General features: G+C 40.6%; 11 protein-coding genes. 2 read left to right on the top strand and 9 right to left on the bottom strand.

From position 1 onward, the window contains the following. Window positions 1-55: 55 nt before the first annotated feature. Window positions 56-6424 carry an S-layer homology domain-containing protein gene (locus Gferi_RS21525; protein WP_069980177.1) on the bottom strand — a complete coding sequence of 2123 codons (6369 nt, stop codon included), beginning with the start codon at window positions 6422-6424 and terminating at the stop codon, window positions 56-58. A gap of 254 nt (window positions 6425-6678) precedes the next feature. Here Gferi_RS21525 and Gferi_RS21520 point away from each other — a divergent pair, with 254 nt between their 5' ends. Both Gferi_RS21520 and Gferi_RS21515 read left to right on the top strand, forming a co-directional pair. Further along, window positions 6679-7824 (top strand): YibE/F family protein, encoded by a 1146-nt coding sequence (locus Gferi_RS21520; RefSeq protein WP_069980176.1) that lies wholly within the window; start codon window positions 6679-6681, stop codon window positions 7822-7824. Window positions 7825-7900: 76 nt separating this feature from the next. Next, on the top strand, window positions 7901-8323 hold the full coding sequence (locus tag Gferi_RS21515; protein ID WP_069980175.1) for a HAMP domain-containing protein: 423 nt from the start codon (window positions 7901-7903) through the stop codon (window positions 8321-8323). A 92-nt stretch (window positions 8324-8415) separates the two neighbouring features. Here Gferi_RS21515 and Gferi_RS21510 read toward each other — a convergent pair whose 3' ends face one another. From Gferi_RS21510 to ppsA, 8 genes are all read right to left on the bottom strand, one after another. Beyond that, the gene (locus Gferi_RS21510) at window positions 8416-8703 is read right to left on the bottom strand and encodes a DHHW family protein (protein WP_069980174.1); all 288 of its coding nucleotides are present in this window, start codon (window positions 8701-8703) and stop codon (window positions 8416-8418) included. Between the two features lie 13 nt (window positions 8704-8716). Continuing rightward, window positions 8717-10123 carry an MBOAT family O-acyltransferase gene (locus Gferi_RS21505; protein WP_069980172.1) on the bottom strand — a complete coding sequence of 469 codons (1407 nt, stop codon included), beginning with the start codon at window positions 10121-10123 and terminating at the stop codon, window positions 8717-8719. A 13-nt stretch (window positions 10124-10136) separates the two neighbouring features. Beyond that, window positions 10137-10742 carry an SGNH/GDSL hydrolase family protein gene (locus Gferi_RS21500; protein ID WP_069980170.1) on the bottom strand — a complete coding sequence of 202 codons (606 nt, stop codon included), beginning with the start codon at window positions 10740-10742 and terminating at the stop codon, window positions 10137-10139. 160 nt (window positions 10743-10902) lie between these two features. Next, window positions 10903-12639, bottom strand: a complete 1737-nt coding sequence (locus Gferi_RS21495) for a sensor histidine kinase (protein ID WP_069980168.1) — start codon at window positions 12637-12639, stop codon at window positions 10903-10905. Further along, window positions 12636-13310 carry a response regulator transcription factor gene (locus Gferi_RS21490; RefSeq protein WP_069980166.1) on the bottom strand — a complete coding sequence of 225 codons (675 nt, stop codon included), beginning with the start codon at window positions 13308-13310 and terminating at the stop codon, window positions 12636-12638. Before Gferi_RS21490 ends, Gferi_RS21495 begins: the two co-directional genes overlap by 4 nt. A gap of 128 nt (window positions 13311-13438) precedes the next feature. Next, window positions 13439-14218: a transposase gene (locus Gferi_RS21485; protein WP_069980164.1), complete on the bottom strand. Its 780-nt coding sequence runs from the start codon at window positions 14216-14218 to the stop codon at window positions 13439-13441. 205 nt (window positions 14219-14423) lie between these two features. Then, window positions 14424-15182, bottom strand: a complete 759-nt coding sequence (locus Gferi_RS21480) for an SDR family oxidoreductase (RefSeq protein WP_069980162.1) — start codon at window positions 15180-15182, stop codon at window positions 14424-14426. A 396-nt stretch (window positions 15183-15578) separates the two neighbouring features. Next, complete coding sequence (gene ppsA / locus Gferi_RS21475) at window positions 15579-18194, bottom strand: phosphoenolpyruvate synthase (RefSeq protein WP_069980160.1); 2616 nt, start codon at window positions 18192-18194, stop codon at window positions 15579-15581. Between the last annotated feature and the right edge of the window lie 473 nt (window positions 18195-18667).

The following is an 18667-nucleotide window of genomic DNA, read 5'->3' as shown; positions in this document are numbered from 1 at the left end:
TTTTTATTGTTCAAACTGCCTACCATAAGGGGAGCATCTCACTTTCTCACTTCATTTAGTTCAGTTTTGTCAGTATGTTACAGATAATCACTGCTGCCTCTGCTCTTGTAGCTGTTCCTTTCGGATTCAGTGTACCATCTCCGTTTCCATTGATGATACCTGCTCGAATTAATGCAGCTACTGCATTCTGGGCATAAGAAGCGACCTGTGATGCATCTTTAAAACCTTCCAGCTCTTTAGTCGAATCTGCAATCTGCAGCTTTCCGCTCTTTTCTAGGGCTCTGGCTGCCATGACCATCAGATCCTGCCTTGTGATCTCTGCTTTTGGATAGAATAGGTTTTCACCCATTCCCGATACAATTCCCTGTTCCTTTGCAGCTCCTAACGCTTCGTAGTAATAGGCGTCACTGACTACATCCCGGAAATTCGTATGTGCAGCAGACGGCGTTTCGATCTCTAAGGCTCTTATCAGCAATACAATGAAATCCGCTCGAATGATATTCTTGCCCGGTTCAAAAGAATCCTCTGAGGTTCCCTTGATAATCCCCTTGGCAGCTAATTGCTCGATAGCACTCTTTGCCCAGTCATGGTTTCCAAGGTCTTGGAACTGCTTAATCGGGACGGACTGTATGGGTGTTTCTGCTGGTTTCTGTCCATCGTCGATTTTTGTATCTATTTTATTCTCTTCCTTCTTTTCTTCCAGCGGCTCAGGAGTTTTGACCGGTTCCTGATTCCCAGTGTTTTGGTTACCGCTTCCGCCGCCACTACTTGCACTATCGGTTCTGGCAGATACTATACCGGAGAATGGAGACTCTCCTTTTGCATTGACAGCAGATACTTTATAATAGTATCGGGTTCCTGATGAAAGCCCGGTGTTGCTATAGGAAGTCGTATTTTCAGATAGACTATGGAGCAAGGTATATGTGCCGTTTTCAGCAGCAGAGCGATATATGTTGTATCCTTCTGCACCTTCTACCTGATCCCAGGTAATGGTTACAGAGTATCGGCCATTGGAAACTGCACGTACATTGGCAGGTGCTCCAGGGACAATAGCATCCTCCTCTTCTGCCTCAATCAGACTACTGATGGCTGTTTGTACCTTTACGACTGCCACATTTACTGCTTCTTGGGTTGCCGCATCGTCATCCATAAGAGCGATGACTTCTAACAGAATACGTTCCAGTTCCTTCCAGCTTTCTGCTGTGTAATCTTCTGCCTTCAGCTTTTGGGCAATTTGGATCACTTCTGCAAGTGCAGACTTATCTACTACTACTTCTTCTTGTTCTTCTTCAATCGGTACGATGAACTCCATATCCCAATATACGTCCGAACTGCTTGGACGATCTTGATGTACCTCCGCTGCCAGTACATTGGCACCCTCTACCAGATGAGACAGAGCTGCTTCATTCAAATAAAATGTCTCATATCTATTTTCCGGTGTATCACTGAATCCGGGATATTCATTCACGTATTTGTTGTATGGGATTTCTCCTGCTGGCAGGTTATATCTGCCGATTTCATGTCCATTGAGATAAAGGATCACACTGTCATCTATACCGAATTCTATCAAACCTGACTTTCCAATAGCAGATAGATCCTCTACCGTAAATTCTGTCCTAAAATAACTGGTGGCATATTTGTTATTGGCATTATTTCCATAGCTGATAAGTGTTTTGATGCTTCCAAAGGTAGGCCGGGTTTCATCCAGGGGATATCCCAGTGGTGCCTGACCGCTTTTCCATGAACCATCGTCAAAATCTACCGCTCTCCATGCAGTTCCTTGATCTGATCCATCATCCAAGTACTTCCACACACTGCCTCTCTTGAATAGAATCTCATCTGTTACCAGTTTTATCTCTACAAATACCGAATTACTGGTTATGGTTCGTTGTTCTTTGGTGACTTCTGCCCAGATCTTTGCTGTCATACTCTTTTCCGGTTTTGTCTTTACAAGGATATTTCCGTTTTGTGATATTTCGATGATTTCTTCACAGTCTGTCTTATATACGATGTCGGACGCAGATAGATCCAGCGTATATCCATCCTTGTTCTTCGCTGTCAAGCTCAGTTTGATATCTTTATAGAATACGGATGGCTCAGCTGGCATGGTTGTTCCATCGGCTGCAAGAATTACTTCTTCTATTGTCTGATCGATTTCTTCACTGGTTTTTCTGATTGTATAGGTATCTGTCACTTCCATGGTATCCACTCTATAGGTAGTAATGGTAAAACTCTGGTCGTCTATGGATACATGAGAGAAAGTCGGTACGCGAAACTGTTCTCTAACAGCCGCATAGGCCTCCGGTATGGACTGCAGGTTGTAGTATTTGCTGCCGCTGGCAGAGTTTGCAGTAATGTATAGTGTCCCCGTAGGATTGATGACTGCTCCATCCTCACCGATCATCTGATCTTTCTGCGGTATATCCCCTTTCATCTGATAAGATCTGGTATAGGAATGGTCGTGGCCGCTTAAGACAACGTCAATCCCTAACTCATCAAAAACCGGGAATAGCTGTGCTCTCAAGTTTGTAATTGCAGAAGAAGTCGAATGACTGGCAGAGCTGTATATAGAGTGATGGTACATCACAATCTTCCACTGCACATTTGGATTGGCTGCTATCGCCTCCTCCATAAAGGCTTTGTGGGTGGCCCCGCTGGTATTGTTAGAGTTTAGTATCATATACAGGGCATTTCCATGAGTAAAGTAATAATCTCCACCGGCATTAGTAACCCCGTATTGCGCCGATTCATTGGGGCGATTAAAGTGATATTTGTAGTTGACTGCATTGTCATGGTTTCCGGCGGTTGTTGCCACAGGAAGGCTTTTTAGCTCTTCTGGGGTAAAATAACCGGTATAATGGGTTTCGTTGGTGGCAGTTTCCACCTGATCTCCTGCCGACATCATAAAGCTTATATCTGAAAAAGCACTGACTGCTTTAGACATGGTATTCACCCAGCCGGCTGTATCATTGGCTACATTACTGGAGCCGATCTGCGGATCTCCAACCAGCAGGAAGCTATAAGCATCAGTTTTTCGTGTCGTATACCTATATACAGGCCCCCAGTTTTCTCCATCACCCACACGATATACATACTCGGTAGACTCTTCAAGTCCTGTGACGGTTACTTTATTGGTTAAATGCCCTGTGACTGCACTTGAAATCGTACCTGTAAATATAACTGCTTTTGAATCTGGAAAGTCCGTACCTGTCATATCTGATTTTTTTGCAATCTGTACTGCATTTGCAGTAAATCCTTCTTCTATATACCAGGCAAAGTTAAGCTCTGTGGCATTGGCTCCCGGATTGAGTGCGATTCCTGTAGGATTATAATCCTTAGGTTCTTCTGGCTGCTCATTGTCATATACGGTTATATCCAGTGTATTGCTTACTCGCTGATTATCGTAGGTTATCACCGTAACGATTAATTTGGTATTGCCTACAGATACACCGGTTAAATATCCATCATTATTGACCACTGCAATACTAGGATCTTGAATCGCTACCTCAACTCCCGTGGGGAATGGGTAAGGCGGAATGCCTCCAGGAACATATACAGCAGTGGCAGGATTGAAAATAATATCTTCTTCTCTGTATCTGACAGTCTCTCCTACTTTAACCTTGGTCTTCAGCCCTTCTTTGAAGCCAATGGCATCCAATTTTTTTGTTATGTTTAGCTCAACTTTACCTTCTGCGCCGCCGATGGTTTTAACAATGATATAGGCTTGGGTTATGCTTTGTCCTATGACATTGACGGTATCTTTTGTTGCTCCAGGAATAACTGCTGCAATCTTTGTATTGCTGGAGGACCATCCTTGGATTTGGTCATCCCCTTGATCAAAATAGACTGGAGTAACTATGTTTGCTGTATAAACAATAGGCTTTTGGGTAGGGTCTGGAAGTAAAGACATAATATCCACATAGTCTTTTTCCACTGGTTTCCCATTTTTTTGGATCTCTATTACTACATCTTTATATACTTTGCCATAATAAAATCCTTCGAAAGTGATCCCACCAACATTGGCCTGTGCTCGAATGGTATATTGGTCTGCCGCATTTCTGTCAGCAGTCACAACGCCATCGGTACTGATCCGAATACCGTTCCCTTCTACGACTGTCCATACAATAGGAGTCTCTACTATCTCATTTCCTTTCTTCGCTTGCAGTGAGATTGAGGATCGTTTTCGAAGATGCAAAGTAGGCGGAGAATCTATAGTCGTCTCTATTTTCAGAACCGGCTCTTTGATGGTTAGATACTGGTGCTCCGCAGTACTAACCCACTCAGCAGCTCCGTCACTTTTTACTCTAGCATTGACCAGCATATGACTTACCGGACTGAGGGCCGTCAGAACTCCATTCAGGTCAATTTTCACATGATCGTTGTTTGCTTCTCCATAAACAAACTCATATACAGTAGCAGTTGCATCGTTTGGAGTTATGCTGAGGTAGTCTTTTAGATGCAGCTGTTCTCCCACATAGATCTCCTCAGGTATATTGGCTATCCATTCTAGGCCATCTGCCGGTTTGGCACCATAGACGACGCTTACAACTGTCTCCGCTTTGACTCCGTTTAATTCTGCCGTAATCTTTGTACTGCCATTTTCCTTTGCAGTTACTATTTTGCCGTTGACTGCAGCAATACTAGGATCTGCTGTTGTCAACTGAATGGACCCTAGACCATCTTCTGCATCCATATACTGAGGATCTGTCGCAGAAGAAACTCTATATTCTTTGCTATCTCCCTTTACCATTGTATATGCAGCAGGCTCTATGATCAGATTCAGATCATTTACTTTTACCTCATAGACGGCTGTGCCCCCATAAGGAGAACTTACTTCTACTTTCGCCGTACCTGCTTTCGTATCATTGCTTGTACCTCTAATGACCTCCAGTGTAACAGAAGCTCCTGTTTCTGCCGATAATCTTAACCCTGCGTTATTCTCGATGAATCTCCATTGAAATCCTGCAAATCCTGCAGGAGCAATATCTGAATGGGCAGTCAATGATACAGCTTCCCGCCCTTCTTTCTTTACATGAAGAGGCTCTTGAGTATCTGCTATGATTTCAAGACTTTCCGATTCTATCTTTAGAATGGTGTAGCTGTCTGTCAACGCCATGTTGTCCGTTCGATAAGTAGAGATCGAGAAACAATTCTCATCGACCGTGATATGAGAGAATGTAGGTACCCGAAGCTGCTCTCTTACAGCCGCATATTCTTCTGGTGCCGCCTGCAGATTGTAATATTTGCTTCCGCTTCCGGAGTTGGCAGTGATATACAATGTTCCTGTAGGATTGATCACATCTCCATACTCATTTACCTGCTGATCCTTCTGAGGAATATCTCCCATCATCTGATAGGTTCTCGTATAAGAGTGATCATGGCCCATCAATACTACATCGATTTCAAACTCATCAAAAATAGGAAATAATTGCTGTCTTAAAGAAGTAATACTAGACGATACAGAGTGATTGGCCGAACTGTAGATGGATTGATGGAACATGACGATTTTCCACTTCGCAGTTGGATTGGCTTCAATGGCCTCCTGCATAAAAGCTTTGTGGGTTGCTCCGCTGGAATTATTGGTATTGAGTACCATGAACAAAGTATCTCCATGGGTGAAATAATAATCTCCACCGGCAGCAGTTATTCCATATTCAGAGGACTCATTAGGAACATGGAAGTGATAAGCGTAATGAATGGAGTTATCATGATTTCCGATTGTTGTTACAACCGGCAAGCTCTTTAACTGATCCGGTGCAAAATATCCTGTATACTCAGTTTCACTACTGGAGGTATTGACTTGATCTCCCGCTGAGAGCATAAAACTTATACCTGGAAATGCAGTAAGTGCTTTGCTCATGGTATCTACCCAACCAGCGGTGTCGCTTGTTACGTTGCTGGAACCAATCTGAGGGTCCCCTACCAGCAGGAAGCTGTATGCATCTGTTGCTTTCGTTGCATAATCATAGATAGGACTCCAGTTTTCATCACTGCCGTCTCCCAAACGGTATACATAAGCAGTATTTTCTTTCAGTCCGGTCACCGTGACTTTGTTAGAAAAATACCCTTCTGATGCCGGTGCTACATTACCTATAAATGTATGTGCCGTATGCACCGGAAACGCTGTACCAACCGCATCAGACTTCTGGGCGACCTGAACTACACTTTTTGTCGCAGTCATGTTGGTATACCACGCAATGTTCAACTGAGTAGCATCCTTTCCCGGAGTAAGGGCTATCCCTGAAATCTCATAGCTGATATCACCGGTTGTTAATGTAGTCATACTTTGATTCTTTTCATCTGTATTAGCGAAAACAATTTGTGCTGTCATTGGATTTAAGAATCCAGACAACATAATCATCACAGCAATAAAGAGCGAAAGAATCCTTGTTAATCGTTTTTCTTTTCCTTGTGCTGTAAACATATCTGCCCCCCTATTCATTTTTTTCTTCCTTTGTTCACAATCAAACTCCTTTAATCCTTGCCCACCTACGGAACGGATTTATTATACTGGAAATCTTTGAAAAGAACATAAACACGCTGTTACGTTCTTGTTAACAATTGGTAAATACATGTATTGTTTATTAATTTACATGAAATTAACATTGTCTATAGCAGGTTATTAACATTCATGGTATATGTTAGAAATAATTTATTAGAATAGATTGGAGACTGGATATGAAAAAGTGGAAGTCATCAAAGTTCTCTTTATGGATACTCCTACTGCTGCTGTTTATCTTCTTTTTATACAACTTCAACCAAGGGACTCAGATTTCTTTTCGGCAGCAAGGCGGAATTTCCTATATACGGTATGAAAAAGCAAAGATACTCAGCATTATTAGCGAATCTCTGGAAAAAGACGAGACTATCAGCGGCTTATATAGGGGGTCTCAGGAGCTTGAAGTAGAAATCCTCTCAGGAGAGCATAAGGGAGAAGTCCATGTTATCAAAAACTATTTGAGCAATCTTTTCAATGTGTATGGAAAACCGGGAATGAATATCATCGTATGTGTAGATACGGCTAATCCCGAAATGTACCTGGTAACAGTATATAACTACAATCGATCTCCCGTATTATATGGATTCATCCTTCTTTTCCTGGGTGCCTTATGGGGTATTGGCGGTAAAAAAGGCTTTCAATCGATGGTTGGTATTATATTTACATGTGTGTGCATCATCTTCTTACTGATTCCGATGCTCTACAAAGGATATTCTCCAATTTTTGCAACTATATTCGTTGTAGGTATAACAACCTTTATCACTTTGTTTTTGCTAAATGGATGGAGTTCTAAAACCATGTCCGCCATTCTGGGAACCATTCTTGGTGCAGGAATTGCAGGCATCGTTTCCCGAATAGCCGGCAACCTGGCCCGAATCTCCGGGTTCCACACAGAAGAAGCGGAGATCCTCATTGTCATCGCAAGAGATTATGGGATGCGAATCGGCGACTTGCTATTTGCAGGAATTTTGATTGCCTCCCTCGGAGCTGTTATGGACATTTCCATGTCAATCGCCTCTTCTGTATATGAAGTATATCGAGCCAACCCCAGGTATAGCAAAACAGAACTTTTCCGAGCAGGGCTTCATGTTGGACGGGATATGATGGGTACCATGTCCAATACATTGATTCTCGCATTTGCCGGTACTTCTTTAAATACTATGCTATTGATTTATTCCTACAATGTACCCTACAACCAATTAATCAATATGAATATGCTAGGCATTGAGGTAGTCCAAGGATTATCCGGCAGTCTCGCTGTAATTTTAACAGTTCCCATCATTGCATTTATTTCCTCAAGACTCATTCCTCGCTTTGAGAAATAATCTGAAGTACATCCAAGATGCCAGATACAATTTCGGATGTACTTTTTTATGGCTCTTTAGTGTGGGAGGCCTTTTTATGAAAAGCATCAAAACACGAATACCAAAATTCTTAGGTTATGCACCTGTAACAGGTACAGGATGGTCTATTGCTGTGACTCTTCCCAAGTCAGAAGTATTTGCAGATCTGAAAAGATTGACAGCCACTATTACTATCATTACGCTATTGCTAATACTCCTAAGCATCGGCACAGCCTTCATACTTGCTTGCCGCATATCCAGACCTCTTAGACTATCAGCGGAACACTTGGAGGTAGTTGCCTCAGGAGACTTTACAAAAGAGGTTTCTCCTATATATTTGAATATGAAGGATGAAATAGGTATGTTGGCAAAGTCCATCAATAAAATGCAGACATCCTTCACCCTATTGATAAAATGTGTAGCAGATGCCTCCACTAAAATGGTAAATCTGATATCACATGCGGACGATAACATGCCCTAAGGAGACAAAAAAGATGCCGTTTTAACCTGGTGGGGCCTTGGCGGCAGGATATCATTCTGAAAAATTGCCCCAAAACCCTCTAAAAATAAAAATCACCTTTTAAATAAAATTTGATCGGAGACTTCCTGGATATGAACCCAAAAGTTTCTAAAAGGGAACTGATCAGAAAAATATGATTCAACTTTAGTCTCATAACTGCCATTTATTACTTTTTCAATATAGAAATCAGGCCATTGTGCTAAATAACGTCGTTCCTCTTTCGAAAAGGTTTTGTCCGGTAGAGCCAGATGTAAAATAAGCATAGCAAGTATAAATATGAAGGGAAGCATACCCAACACATTCTTTATAATAGCATAGTTTTTTTTATCATATATTCCCATAGCCACCTCCTGGTTAAAATCGAAAATATATAAATGGGTTGTAGGTTGAAGCAACCATATATGCCATTGAAAAAAACATAAGTGCACAATAGTATACATTAGCTGCTATTCCGTAAAAATTACTATGAATTCTTTTAAAAAATAATGCCAGCTTCTTCGGCCAAGGTGTAGCTGAAAGGATACAAACAATATAAAGAAAGGCATTGGCTTTTAACCTTATAATTCCCTGGTTATCAATTAAGGCATTATCCCCTGCTCCAAACATAGCCCGCAAAAAATTCAACATATCATTCAGATTGGTAAATTCAAAAAATACCCAGCCTATAACAACAAACAGCAACAAATATATATGCCGGACAGCCTTTGGCCATCTTTGCATACTTTTCTGTAAATATAATTTTTCGTTCAATAATAAAGTTCCAAAATAAAGCCCCCATAAAGCAAAATTCCAGCTGGCACCATGCCAAAAGCCTGTAAGAAGCCATACGATGAACAGGTTTCGTATCAATTTCCAATTACCTACACGGCTCCCTCCAAGAGGAATATATACATATTCCTTAAACCATGAGCCGAGGGATATATGCCACCTCCGCCAAAATTCCGAGATGCTTTGAGAAATATATGGATATTTGAAGTTTTCCTTGAATCGAAATCCAAACATTTTTCCCAATCCGATGGCCATATCTGAATAACCGCTAAAATCGAAGTAAATCTGCAATGAAAAGGCTATAATCCCGGCCCATGCCATGAGTACTGAAATTTCATTATTGGGCATAGCTTTTACTTCGGACCATAGCAGGCCTATGTGATTGGCAAGCAGCACTTTTTTTGCCAGTCCCTGCAGAAATCTCCTAAGCCCGGAGTTAAATTTTTTGAAGGTTATGCTCCTTTCTGCCAACTGTGATTCAATGTCTACATAGTTCACAATAGGGCCAGCCACCAGCTGAGGGAACATAGTTATATATAGAGCGCATAGAATGAGGCTTTTCTGGGGCTTTATTTTTCCTCTATATACATCAATCACATAGGATAGTATCTGAAAGGTATAGAAGGAAATTCCTATGGGAAGTGCCGGTGTTCGCACATTCAAGCCCCAACCGCCGATGGATGCTATTGTACTTATGATCATGCCGAAGTATTTGAAATAAGCGAGACAGCCTAAATTGAACACCAGGCTTATTATAAAAAAAAGCTTCCTTTTTCGTCTGCTGGTATCATCTCTACCTAAGAGAGTGCCTACACAGTAATTAATGATTATGGAACCGCACATCAATAACACATAGATAGGTTCTCCCCATGCATAGAAAAACAGGCTTGCAGTAAGCAGGACAATATTCTTGAAACGCTTGCCCAACAAATAATACAACATTACTATTACCGGTAAAAAAGCAAATGTGAAGAACAAGCTGCTGAATACCATATGACCTCCTTCGCTACATTAATTTAGAAAGCTTCTGCAGCCACAGCTGATAAAACTCCTTTTTGAAATGAATACCATCTTCAGCATATAAATCCGGGTTTTCCTGTGCCAATGTACCTATGTCTACATAATTAACTGACAATTCATCGGCTAATTCCTTCAAAACCTCGTTATATTCCTCTATTCCCTTATAACGAGGCTCCGCTTTTAACGCATCCTGCATTACAGGTGTAATAGACTGGAGGTATATTTTACTGTCCGGCAGCTCTCCCTTAATCTTGTTTACTAGCTTCGTTAAATCATTTCTGAATAACTCCTTGGGGTCATCCACCGGCATGAGAAGGTCGCATGATCCCAACATGATAAAGACCTTATCCGGTTTCTTTTCAACCAAAGCATCCATGTCATCATAGGAAAAACCGGCTGTTGCTCCTGCCCCGGCTATTACAGCTTCTCTCGGCAGGATTTCATTGAAAACAAAGCCTTCAGTAATGGAATCTCCCATAAATACACTGCTTTGGAACTCAACTTTAACATCCTTTTCTGCCGTTTTATTTCCGCAGGCAGTTACACTAACCAACATTAAGCCTATCAGAAAGCTAATCACTAATTTTTTCATAAAAAATACCTCTTTTCTTTATTTGATACACAGATATTACAGCAGCAAAATGCAGACGAGGTGCAGATGAGATAAAGTTCGGATATTATTTTCGTTCTAATTTTTTGCAAAATAAAAGCCATGAAGAATCCTTCATAGCTGTGAAAATATATCCAATGCTTTATGGTTGTACTGGTAGTGAAAAGAAAAAGCGGACGCCATCTTTTGTATTTTCTACACCATAAATTGCATGATGAAGCTCCAGTATTTCCTTGGAAATGGCAAGGCCAAGGCCTGTACCTGCTTTGGAGTTCCGTGCCTCCACACGATAGAATTGGTTCCATATCTTTTTTCTGTCTTCCTCTGATATCTGGTCCCCTTGATTTTCAATACTAACCTCCACCGTCTGTCCATTGGCGCTTACTGTAATTGAGATTTCATGGCCTTTCTCAGTATGCCGGATTGCATTACTGAGAAAATTAGTAATTACTCGACTAATCAGACCTTTATGTCCTATCACCAACTGTGAAGAGAGTCTTAATGTGAGGGTAAGATTTTTCTTCCGTATTTCCTCAGCCAGCGACCTGCATACTTCAGTAATGACTTTATCTATTTCAAAAGGCGCCATTTCAGGCTTATAGGTGCCAGATTCAAACTTAGCCAAATCCAGCATATTAACAACCAGCAAGTCCGTCCGCTGTATCTCGTCTTCCATTGCCTGAAAGTAATGTTCTCGTTTTTCAGCTGCGATCCCATCTTTTAAAATAGACAGACAGCTTTTCATAACAGCAAGAGGCGTTTTCAGCTCATGTGATACCCCTGCAATAAATTCCTTTCGTATGGTTTCCAATTTTCTCTCTTTATCCAGGTCCTGTTTTAGCTGACCAATATATGTTTCCATCTGGTTGGACAGGTTATTAATATTTTGGGATAGCTGTCCAATTTCATCATCTGAATGCACCGGCAGCTTTTCCGTAAAATCCAAGTTTGCTATTTTCCCGGTGATATTGTTGATGGATAACAGCGGCTTCGCCAGCCACTTTGAAAAAATAAAGGCTAAAAATATAACACAGAGAAGGGTAAAGCCAAAAAAATAAGGATAGAATTGCCGTATAACCGATATTGCTTCATCTATCGGCTGAAGGGAGGTCATGGCAAAAATATATCCCCTTACCCCATTTTCGACAACCGGTTCAATGATTATTTTATATTGAGCAAAATTTGCCGTTATACTAAGCTCTTCTGTACGCTGAAGATGCTTTGCATTATCAGCCAGCAGACTAAATTGAAATTCTTTTACCTGTTCCAAAAAATAACCTTCCTGATAAGGAAACGAAATATACTCCCTTCGCTCCGGAAATACGGCTTTTGTTATCCTTCCCCTCAGCAGGCCGGTGCTAATGTGACTATAAGCTTCATCTGCATTAGGACCGTGCAGCTTGTTTGCAATGTTTAGATTCACAACTCCTGTTGAACCGGTCTGTATTAGATATGGTATCCTTTCATCTGCTATATTTACTACATCAATGATCACCTCATCGCCGACCCTTAATGAAGAAAGTACATCAGATGAAAATTGTCCTTCAAAGGAGTACATTGGAATTCGTAAATCCCTCTGAGCATCATTTTTCAATAGCACTTCGATATAATAATCATTGACATCGCAGATACGTCCATATTCATCCAGCTTTGTAATCCAGATATGGTTATTCTTATATAGTTTTCCCGATGCCGTTTCCGCTCCTACTTTCTCTGCTAAGCTTAAGTACTCATTCATATAGGTTTTGAGCGTATCCGATTTTTTATCAATATAATATTTCTCGAAAAAGTAATTTTGTGTAATTCCAATGAATAAAAACATCGTAGAAAACAACAGAGCTGTCAGCACAAACCATTTAAAAACAATACTTTTTTTCATAGCTTTTCCTCTTCAAATTTATATCCCGTACGAATAACCGTAACAATACAGCTGCCTTTTCGGCCCAGCTTGGCACGCAGATTTCTGATATGGCTGTTCACTGTCTTTTCATCACCATAAAAATCATAACCCCATATTTTAGCGATTAATTGTTCTCTGGTAATTACAATCCCTTTATTTTGCATTAAGCAAGAGAGAATTTCAAATTCTGTATGAGTCAAATTTATAGTATTGCCATCTACAGTAACAAGTCTTGATCCCATATTTAATGCAATACCACCAGATGATATCAGCATTCCGTCCATTGTACCTGAGTATTTTTCAAGAAATCGTTTCACCTTTATCATTAGAACCCGGGGACTATATGGTTTAATCAGATAATCATCCGCTCCCAGCTCATATCCCAGGAGAGAATCATCCTCATCTGAACGGGCAGTCAAAATAATGATAGGGATACTGGAACTTTTTCGTATCCTGCGGCATACTGACCAGCCGTCAACCTTTGGCAGAACAATATCTAGTATAACCAAATCAACAGAATTGGCTTGAAACAGCTCCAAAGCCTTTTCTCCATCTGCAGCCTCTAACACCTGATATCCATCTTCAATCAGATAATCTATTATTACTTCGCGTAATATATCTTCATCTTCAACGACCAGTATTTTATTCATCTCATCCCTCCTTCTGTGTCCTTACAAACTCAATTAGCGTTAACAGTGGTAAACTATCATCATAAATAGCAATATCAAAGTTTTCTACTTCCATTTCATCGAAGCGCAGGGACGGTTCCACGCTTCCATTATGCTTTAAATATCAGATTAGGTGAAATCCCTAAAATCCTTGCAGCCTGTCTCTGCGAAATTCCTTCTATTCTTTTTACCTTTCTGATTAGTTCATCCCTTTTTAACTTCGGAAAGCTCTTTAATTGAGCCATTTCCATTTTCCCAATTATTTTGCCTATTTCTTCCCTCGCCTCTTCATCTGATAATCTTACTTTCTCATCACTAGTGTTATCCAGGCAGCTATCATTGTTTATTTGTTCATTAAACTTTCGAAATTTAGCTATTGCTATGCCTTTATCTTCTGAAAACATGTCCAAAATTAATTTACTATCTAGCAATCCTTCTGGGTATATAGCTTTCCCATAATATCCAAGACAACTACTCCACTTCCATTCCTCAATTTTCTTCACTTTTTCTGATTTTACAGGATTTTGATGTATATATCTAATTACAGTTAAAAGATATTCGTCTGTTTCTACATTTTCACTTTTGTACCTATCTTGATACAGATGCCCTGTTGTTTTGTATTTATTGTTGTAATACCATACATAGCTTACTCCTATGCGTTTCATAGTTATTGCAAGTTCCTCGGTACCTTCACTCAATAGTAGGTGTATGTGATTATCCATAAGGCACCAGCCTAACGCTTTTATCTTTGCTTTAATCTTAAATCTATTAAGGATCTCTAAAAATCTTGACCGATCTTCTTCATCATGAAAAATCTCTTGTCTATTAGCACCCCTAATCATTATATGATATACTCCACTCTTACTTTTTTCTCTTGCTTGACGTGGCATATTTGATCCCCACCTATATTTTTTCTATATTTTAACATAAAGTAAAGAAGCAAGAGAACCGTCCCTTAGCTTTACTTGGGCTCTGAAGAAAACTTTGAGTCACTTTTTGCTTCTTTCAGGTTTTCTATTTCCTTATGTCAGGTATATTTTGATCCACTTGTTGTGGGAGTGGAGCAGTATAATATTGTCTGGACAACTTTTGACTCTATAGGTTCATTCCACCAGATACTTCTATTCGCTGCGCAGTAATCCAGCGGGCGTCTTCCGTGCAAAGAAATGCGACCACTCCTCCAATATCATCCGGCTCTCCTACGCGTCCAAGTGCCGTAGCTGCTTTTATATTAGCATTATACTGAGCATTGTCTCTGATAATACCACCTGCAAAATCGGTGGCAATGGGCCCTGGAGCCACGGTATTTACTTTAATACCTCTTGAACTTAGTTCTTTAGCTTGGTATCGTGTAAGCGTTTCAATAGCCCCTTTCATGGACGCATATGCGGAATATCCCGGCATACTGGCTTGTGCTAATCTGCTTGAAATATTGATAATGCCTCCGCCATCATTGAGGTAGTTTAATGCTTTTTGTGTAAAGAAATAAACGCCCTTGAATTGGACATTCATCAGCTGGTTAAACTGTTCTTCAGTGGTGTCTATAAAAGGAATATTCATACCAATGCCCGCGTTGTTAATTAAATAATCAAAACAGTCCGTGTTAAAGACTACTTTTAATACTTCAGCAACCTGCTCAAAGAAAGGGCCGAAAGACCTTACATCGCCTATATTTAATTGCAAAGCGGCTGCCTCGCCACCGGCTTTTTTGATTTCTTCTACCACCTGTGAAGCTTCATCTTTTTTAGTATGGTAGGTAATAATTACATCCAATCCTTTCAAAGCAAGTTTAATAGCCGTATTCTTGCCTAATCCACGGCTTCCGCCAGTTACTAAAGCTATTTTCTTCTTCATCTTTTCTCATCTCCTTAAAGTATTCATTCATACCGGATGGAGAAACAAAAAAACGTACTCTCCGACCCAGTAGGTTAGATAGTACGTTGGCTGACGTGAACGCTTACGTTATATAATTAATTCTATTTGAAATCATTATATACTTTTTTAAGTTTAAAATCAATCATAAAAATCTTTGTAAATGGGCTTTAGACCGATTGAACAAATCTAAACATATTGCTTCTTGAATTTTCCCGATGTGAAATTCTAAAAAACTAATCTTTAGCTATTTGACAACATTATGAAATTGACTCATGTAATTACTTTTTTCCCTCTAGGAAAGCGACCCTGATTGGGCAGCCTTCCTAGCTTATGATTTCTATTTAGCTCTCCAGGAGAAAGACAACATCTTCCCCGTTATAGGATTTCTACATAGCCTTCCGTTCCGTTAACCCGGATTCTCTGTCCATCCTTAATCAGCTTGGTAGCATTTTCTACTCCGACAACTGCTGCTAAACCATATTCCCGAGCGATCACTGCTCCATGAGTCATCAGTCCACCAACTTCTGTGACCAGGCCTTTTATGGATACAAATAACGGTGTCCAGCTAGGGTCAGTAAAGGAGGTGACCAATATATCTCCATCTTTCAGATCAGCATCTTCCATGTTTAGGATGACACGTGCACGTCCCTCTATCACTCCAGAAGAAACAGGCAGACCTGCAATCGCTTCAGCCGGAAGATTTTCTAAGTTGTACTTACCTGCAATAATTTCACCATCAGAGGTGATAACACGTGGGGGATTTAGCTTTTCATATAATTTGTATTCATCTTTTCGCCTGCTGATGATCTGGTCATGCACTTTATTGGAGCGTACGGCTTCACGAAGTTCTTCAAAAGTGAGATAGTATATATCTTCTTTTTCATGAATAATGTTGGCCTGTACCAGTTGCTGGGCTTCTTTCAGTAAAGCCTGTTTATAAACGAAGTAGCGACTGACGATGACGTATTTCGGATATTCACGATAGCCGGCGAAATTCCGGATTAGATCGATCATTTGTTTTGTCTCTTCGGCTTTTTCTTCGCCATCCGGTAATTGCTTTAGTCGTTCTAATAACTCTTGCTCTTTTTTAGAAGCTGCCTGCAGCCCTTGCTGAAATTTCTGCTTGCCGGCATTAGGCTCAAAGTTTTTTACATTACTGAGAATCAAGGGAACAAGTGAAGTTGGTTTTTCGCTCCAACGAGGTTTCGTAATATCAATTTCCCCACTACACCGCATTCCGTATTTGTTGAGATAAGACAAAATTGCGTCTTGGGTTTCCTGTCCACCATCAAACCTAACCAGTTCATCCAAAAAGTTATCACCTTTTGCATGTTGTAAATACTCAATGACTTCTGGATAAGGACGAATCACATCTGCGACATCCAATAACGCCAGACCCATTTCCGAAGTAATATTGTTTGGTACAGATTGAGAAAGGATATCTGCTACGTTTTTTTCACCTAACCACTCCTTCATCTTTTCATTGATCCATGATGAAGCATTCATGGCAGCCATAATCACACCCATGTTTTGTGGATCAAATAAGCTCTTTTTTGATTGCTGGATATCTTCCAGGATAAAATCAAATAAATCTGATCCTGATCTCGCTTGGATGTTTTGCTTTAACGCTTCGATTGATGTTTGACTGCGCTTAATCAAACCAGAAACGATTGTGGGATCGTTTCCTACCTGTGCCTGAATATCAGCAGACGACATGCCTTTATTGCTTTTACCGGGACTCTGTTCTTTCTGATCATCCGGTAACGGTTTTATAAAATCCCCCCGCTCGATGATGGTTATCAATGCATCTTTTATGAGGGGATCGTGTTGTCCCATGTTATTTAATAATATTTCTCTGCTGTCAGGTGAAGGCAACATATGGGCAACATCAACAAACAACCTTCCACCCGCTTTAAACATGGGTCCGGCTGCTTGTAACTGCCATAAAGACAATCCCAATGGTTTCATAGGGTCGGTCATCATTTGTTGATGACCGACAGATATATAAACGTGATATTCATGGTCATTCGCTTCAGGGATGGGATATAGCGTAGTGATTGGCCGGCTCTGGACAATATAAAATGTATTATCAGCCAAACACCATTCGATGTCCTGGGGGTAGCCGAAATGTTCTTCGATCTTTCTGCCCATATGCGCAAGCTGCAAAATCTGCTCATCCGTCAGCGTTTGCCCATTTTGCTGCCCAGGCTCAATCTCCTGTTCTTTTGTACCGCCATCTTTTAAAACATAAATCGCACGCTTCTTGGTGGATATCTTTTTATCGACTACCTTTCCGTTACACACTTTATAGATATCCGCATTCACCAGGCCGGAGACCAAGGCCTCACCAAGTCCGAAGCTGGCATCAACAGATAATACCTTCCTGTTGGAAGTGACGGGATCTGCAGTAAACAAAATCCCTGCCGCCTGGGGAAAGACCATCTTCTGAATAACCACAGACAGCTGGACTTTACGGTGGTCGAAGCCCTTTTGAAGGCGATAAATTACTGCCCTCTCGGTAAACAGCGATGCCCAGCACTTGCTGATGTGCTCTAGGATTGCCTCTCTCCCAATAATGTTCAAATACGTATCCTGCTGACCAGCGAAGGAGGCCATCGGTAAATCCTCTGCGGTTGCGCTGGATCGTACTGCATAGGCATTTTTTTCTCCAAGTCTGGAGAGGCGGCGGGTGATCTCTTCAATAATGTCTTCAGGGATATCTAGCCCTGCGATGACCCTGCGAATCTTACCGCTAAGTTCACCGATTTTATCCCGTTCTTCCACCTTTAGATGCGATAACTGATCCAGTAATTCATTAATCAACGACGTTTCCCCAATGATTCTTTTAAAGGCTTCCGTAGAAATGCAAAAGCCGTCCGGGACGTGTATTCCTTCAATCTTGGAAAGCTCCCCCAGATTGGCGCCTTTACCCCCAACAACCATGAGTTTTGTTTTGTCAATCTCCTGAAAACCAAGCGCATAGGAACTCATATATTTCCCTCCTTTGGCAATTCCTTCTTTGATAATTTAGGTAACATCCTTTCCATAATAATCCTCTCCAGCAAATCTCATTAATATACTATTGCATTATAGCACTAGCAAATGAGAACAAATAGTCTATATTTGCAATTTTCTATATGTTATAATTAAAATGGGAAGAGTTCTATTTTCAAAGAAGTACCATCATGCTCCTTAAGTGTATGCAAAAAGGCACCTCCCCTTTCACGTCACACCTTTATTTTCTGTTGATATTCATTGAAATTTATGATGCCAGGCACAACACTTAAGCAGTTATTGCATAAAAAATCCTCTACTGAGAAATTTCAATAGAGGATTTTAAACTTCTTACTTACTCCCTAACAACCAACGCTATAGCCTCACAGTTCCTTGTGGCTGCACGGATTCAAATATACTTTGTTTTTCGTTATTTACTGGAAACTTGGTTATTCCTGTTATACATACTC

It is taken from the genome of Geosporobacter ferrireducens, assembly GCF_001750685.1.
GTDB lineage: Bacteria > Bacillota > Clostridia > Peptostreptococcales > Thermotaleaceae > Geosporobacter > Geosporobacter ferrireducens.
This window is presented reverse-complemented; position numbering and strand designations above follow the sequence as displayed.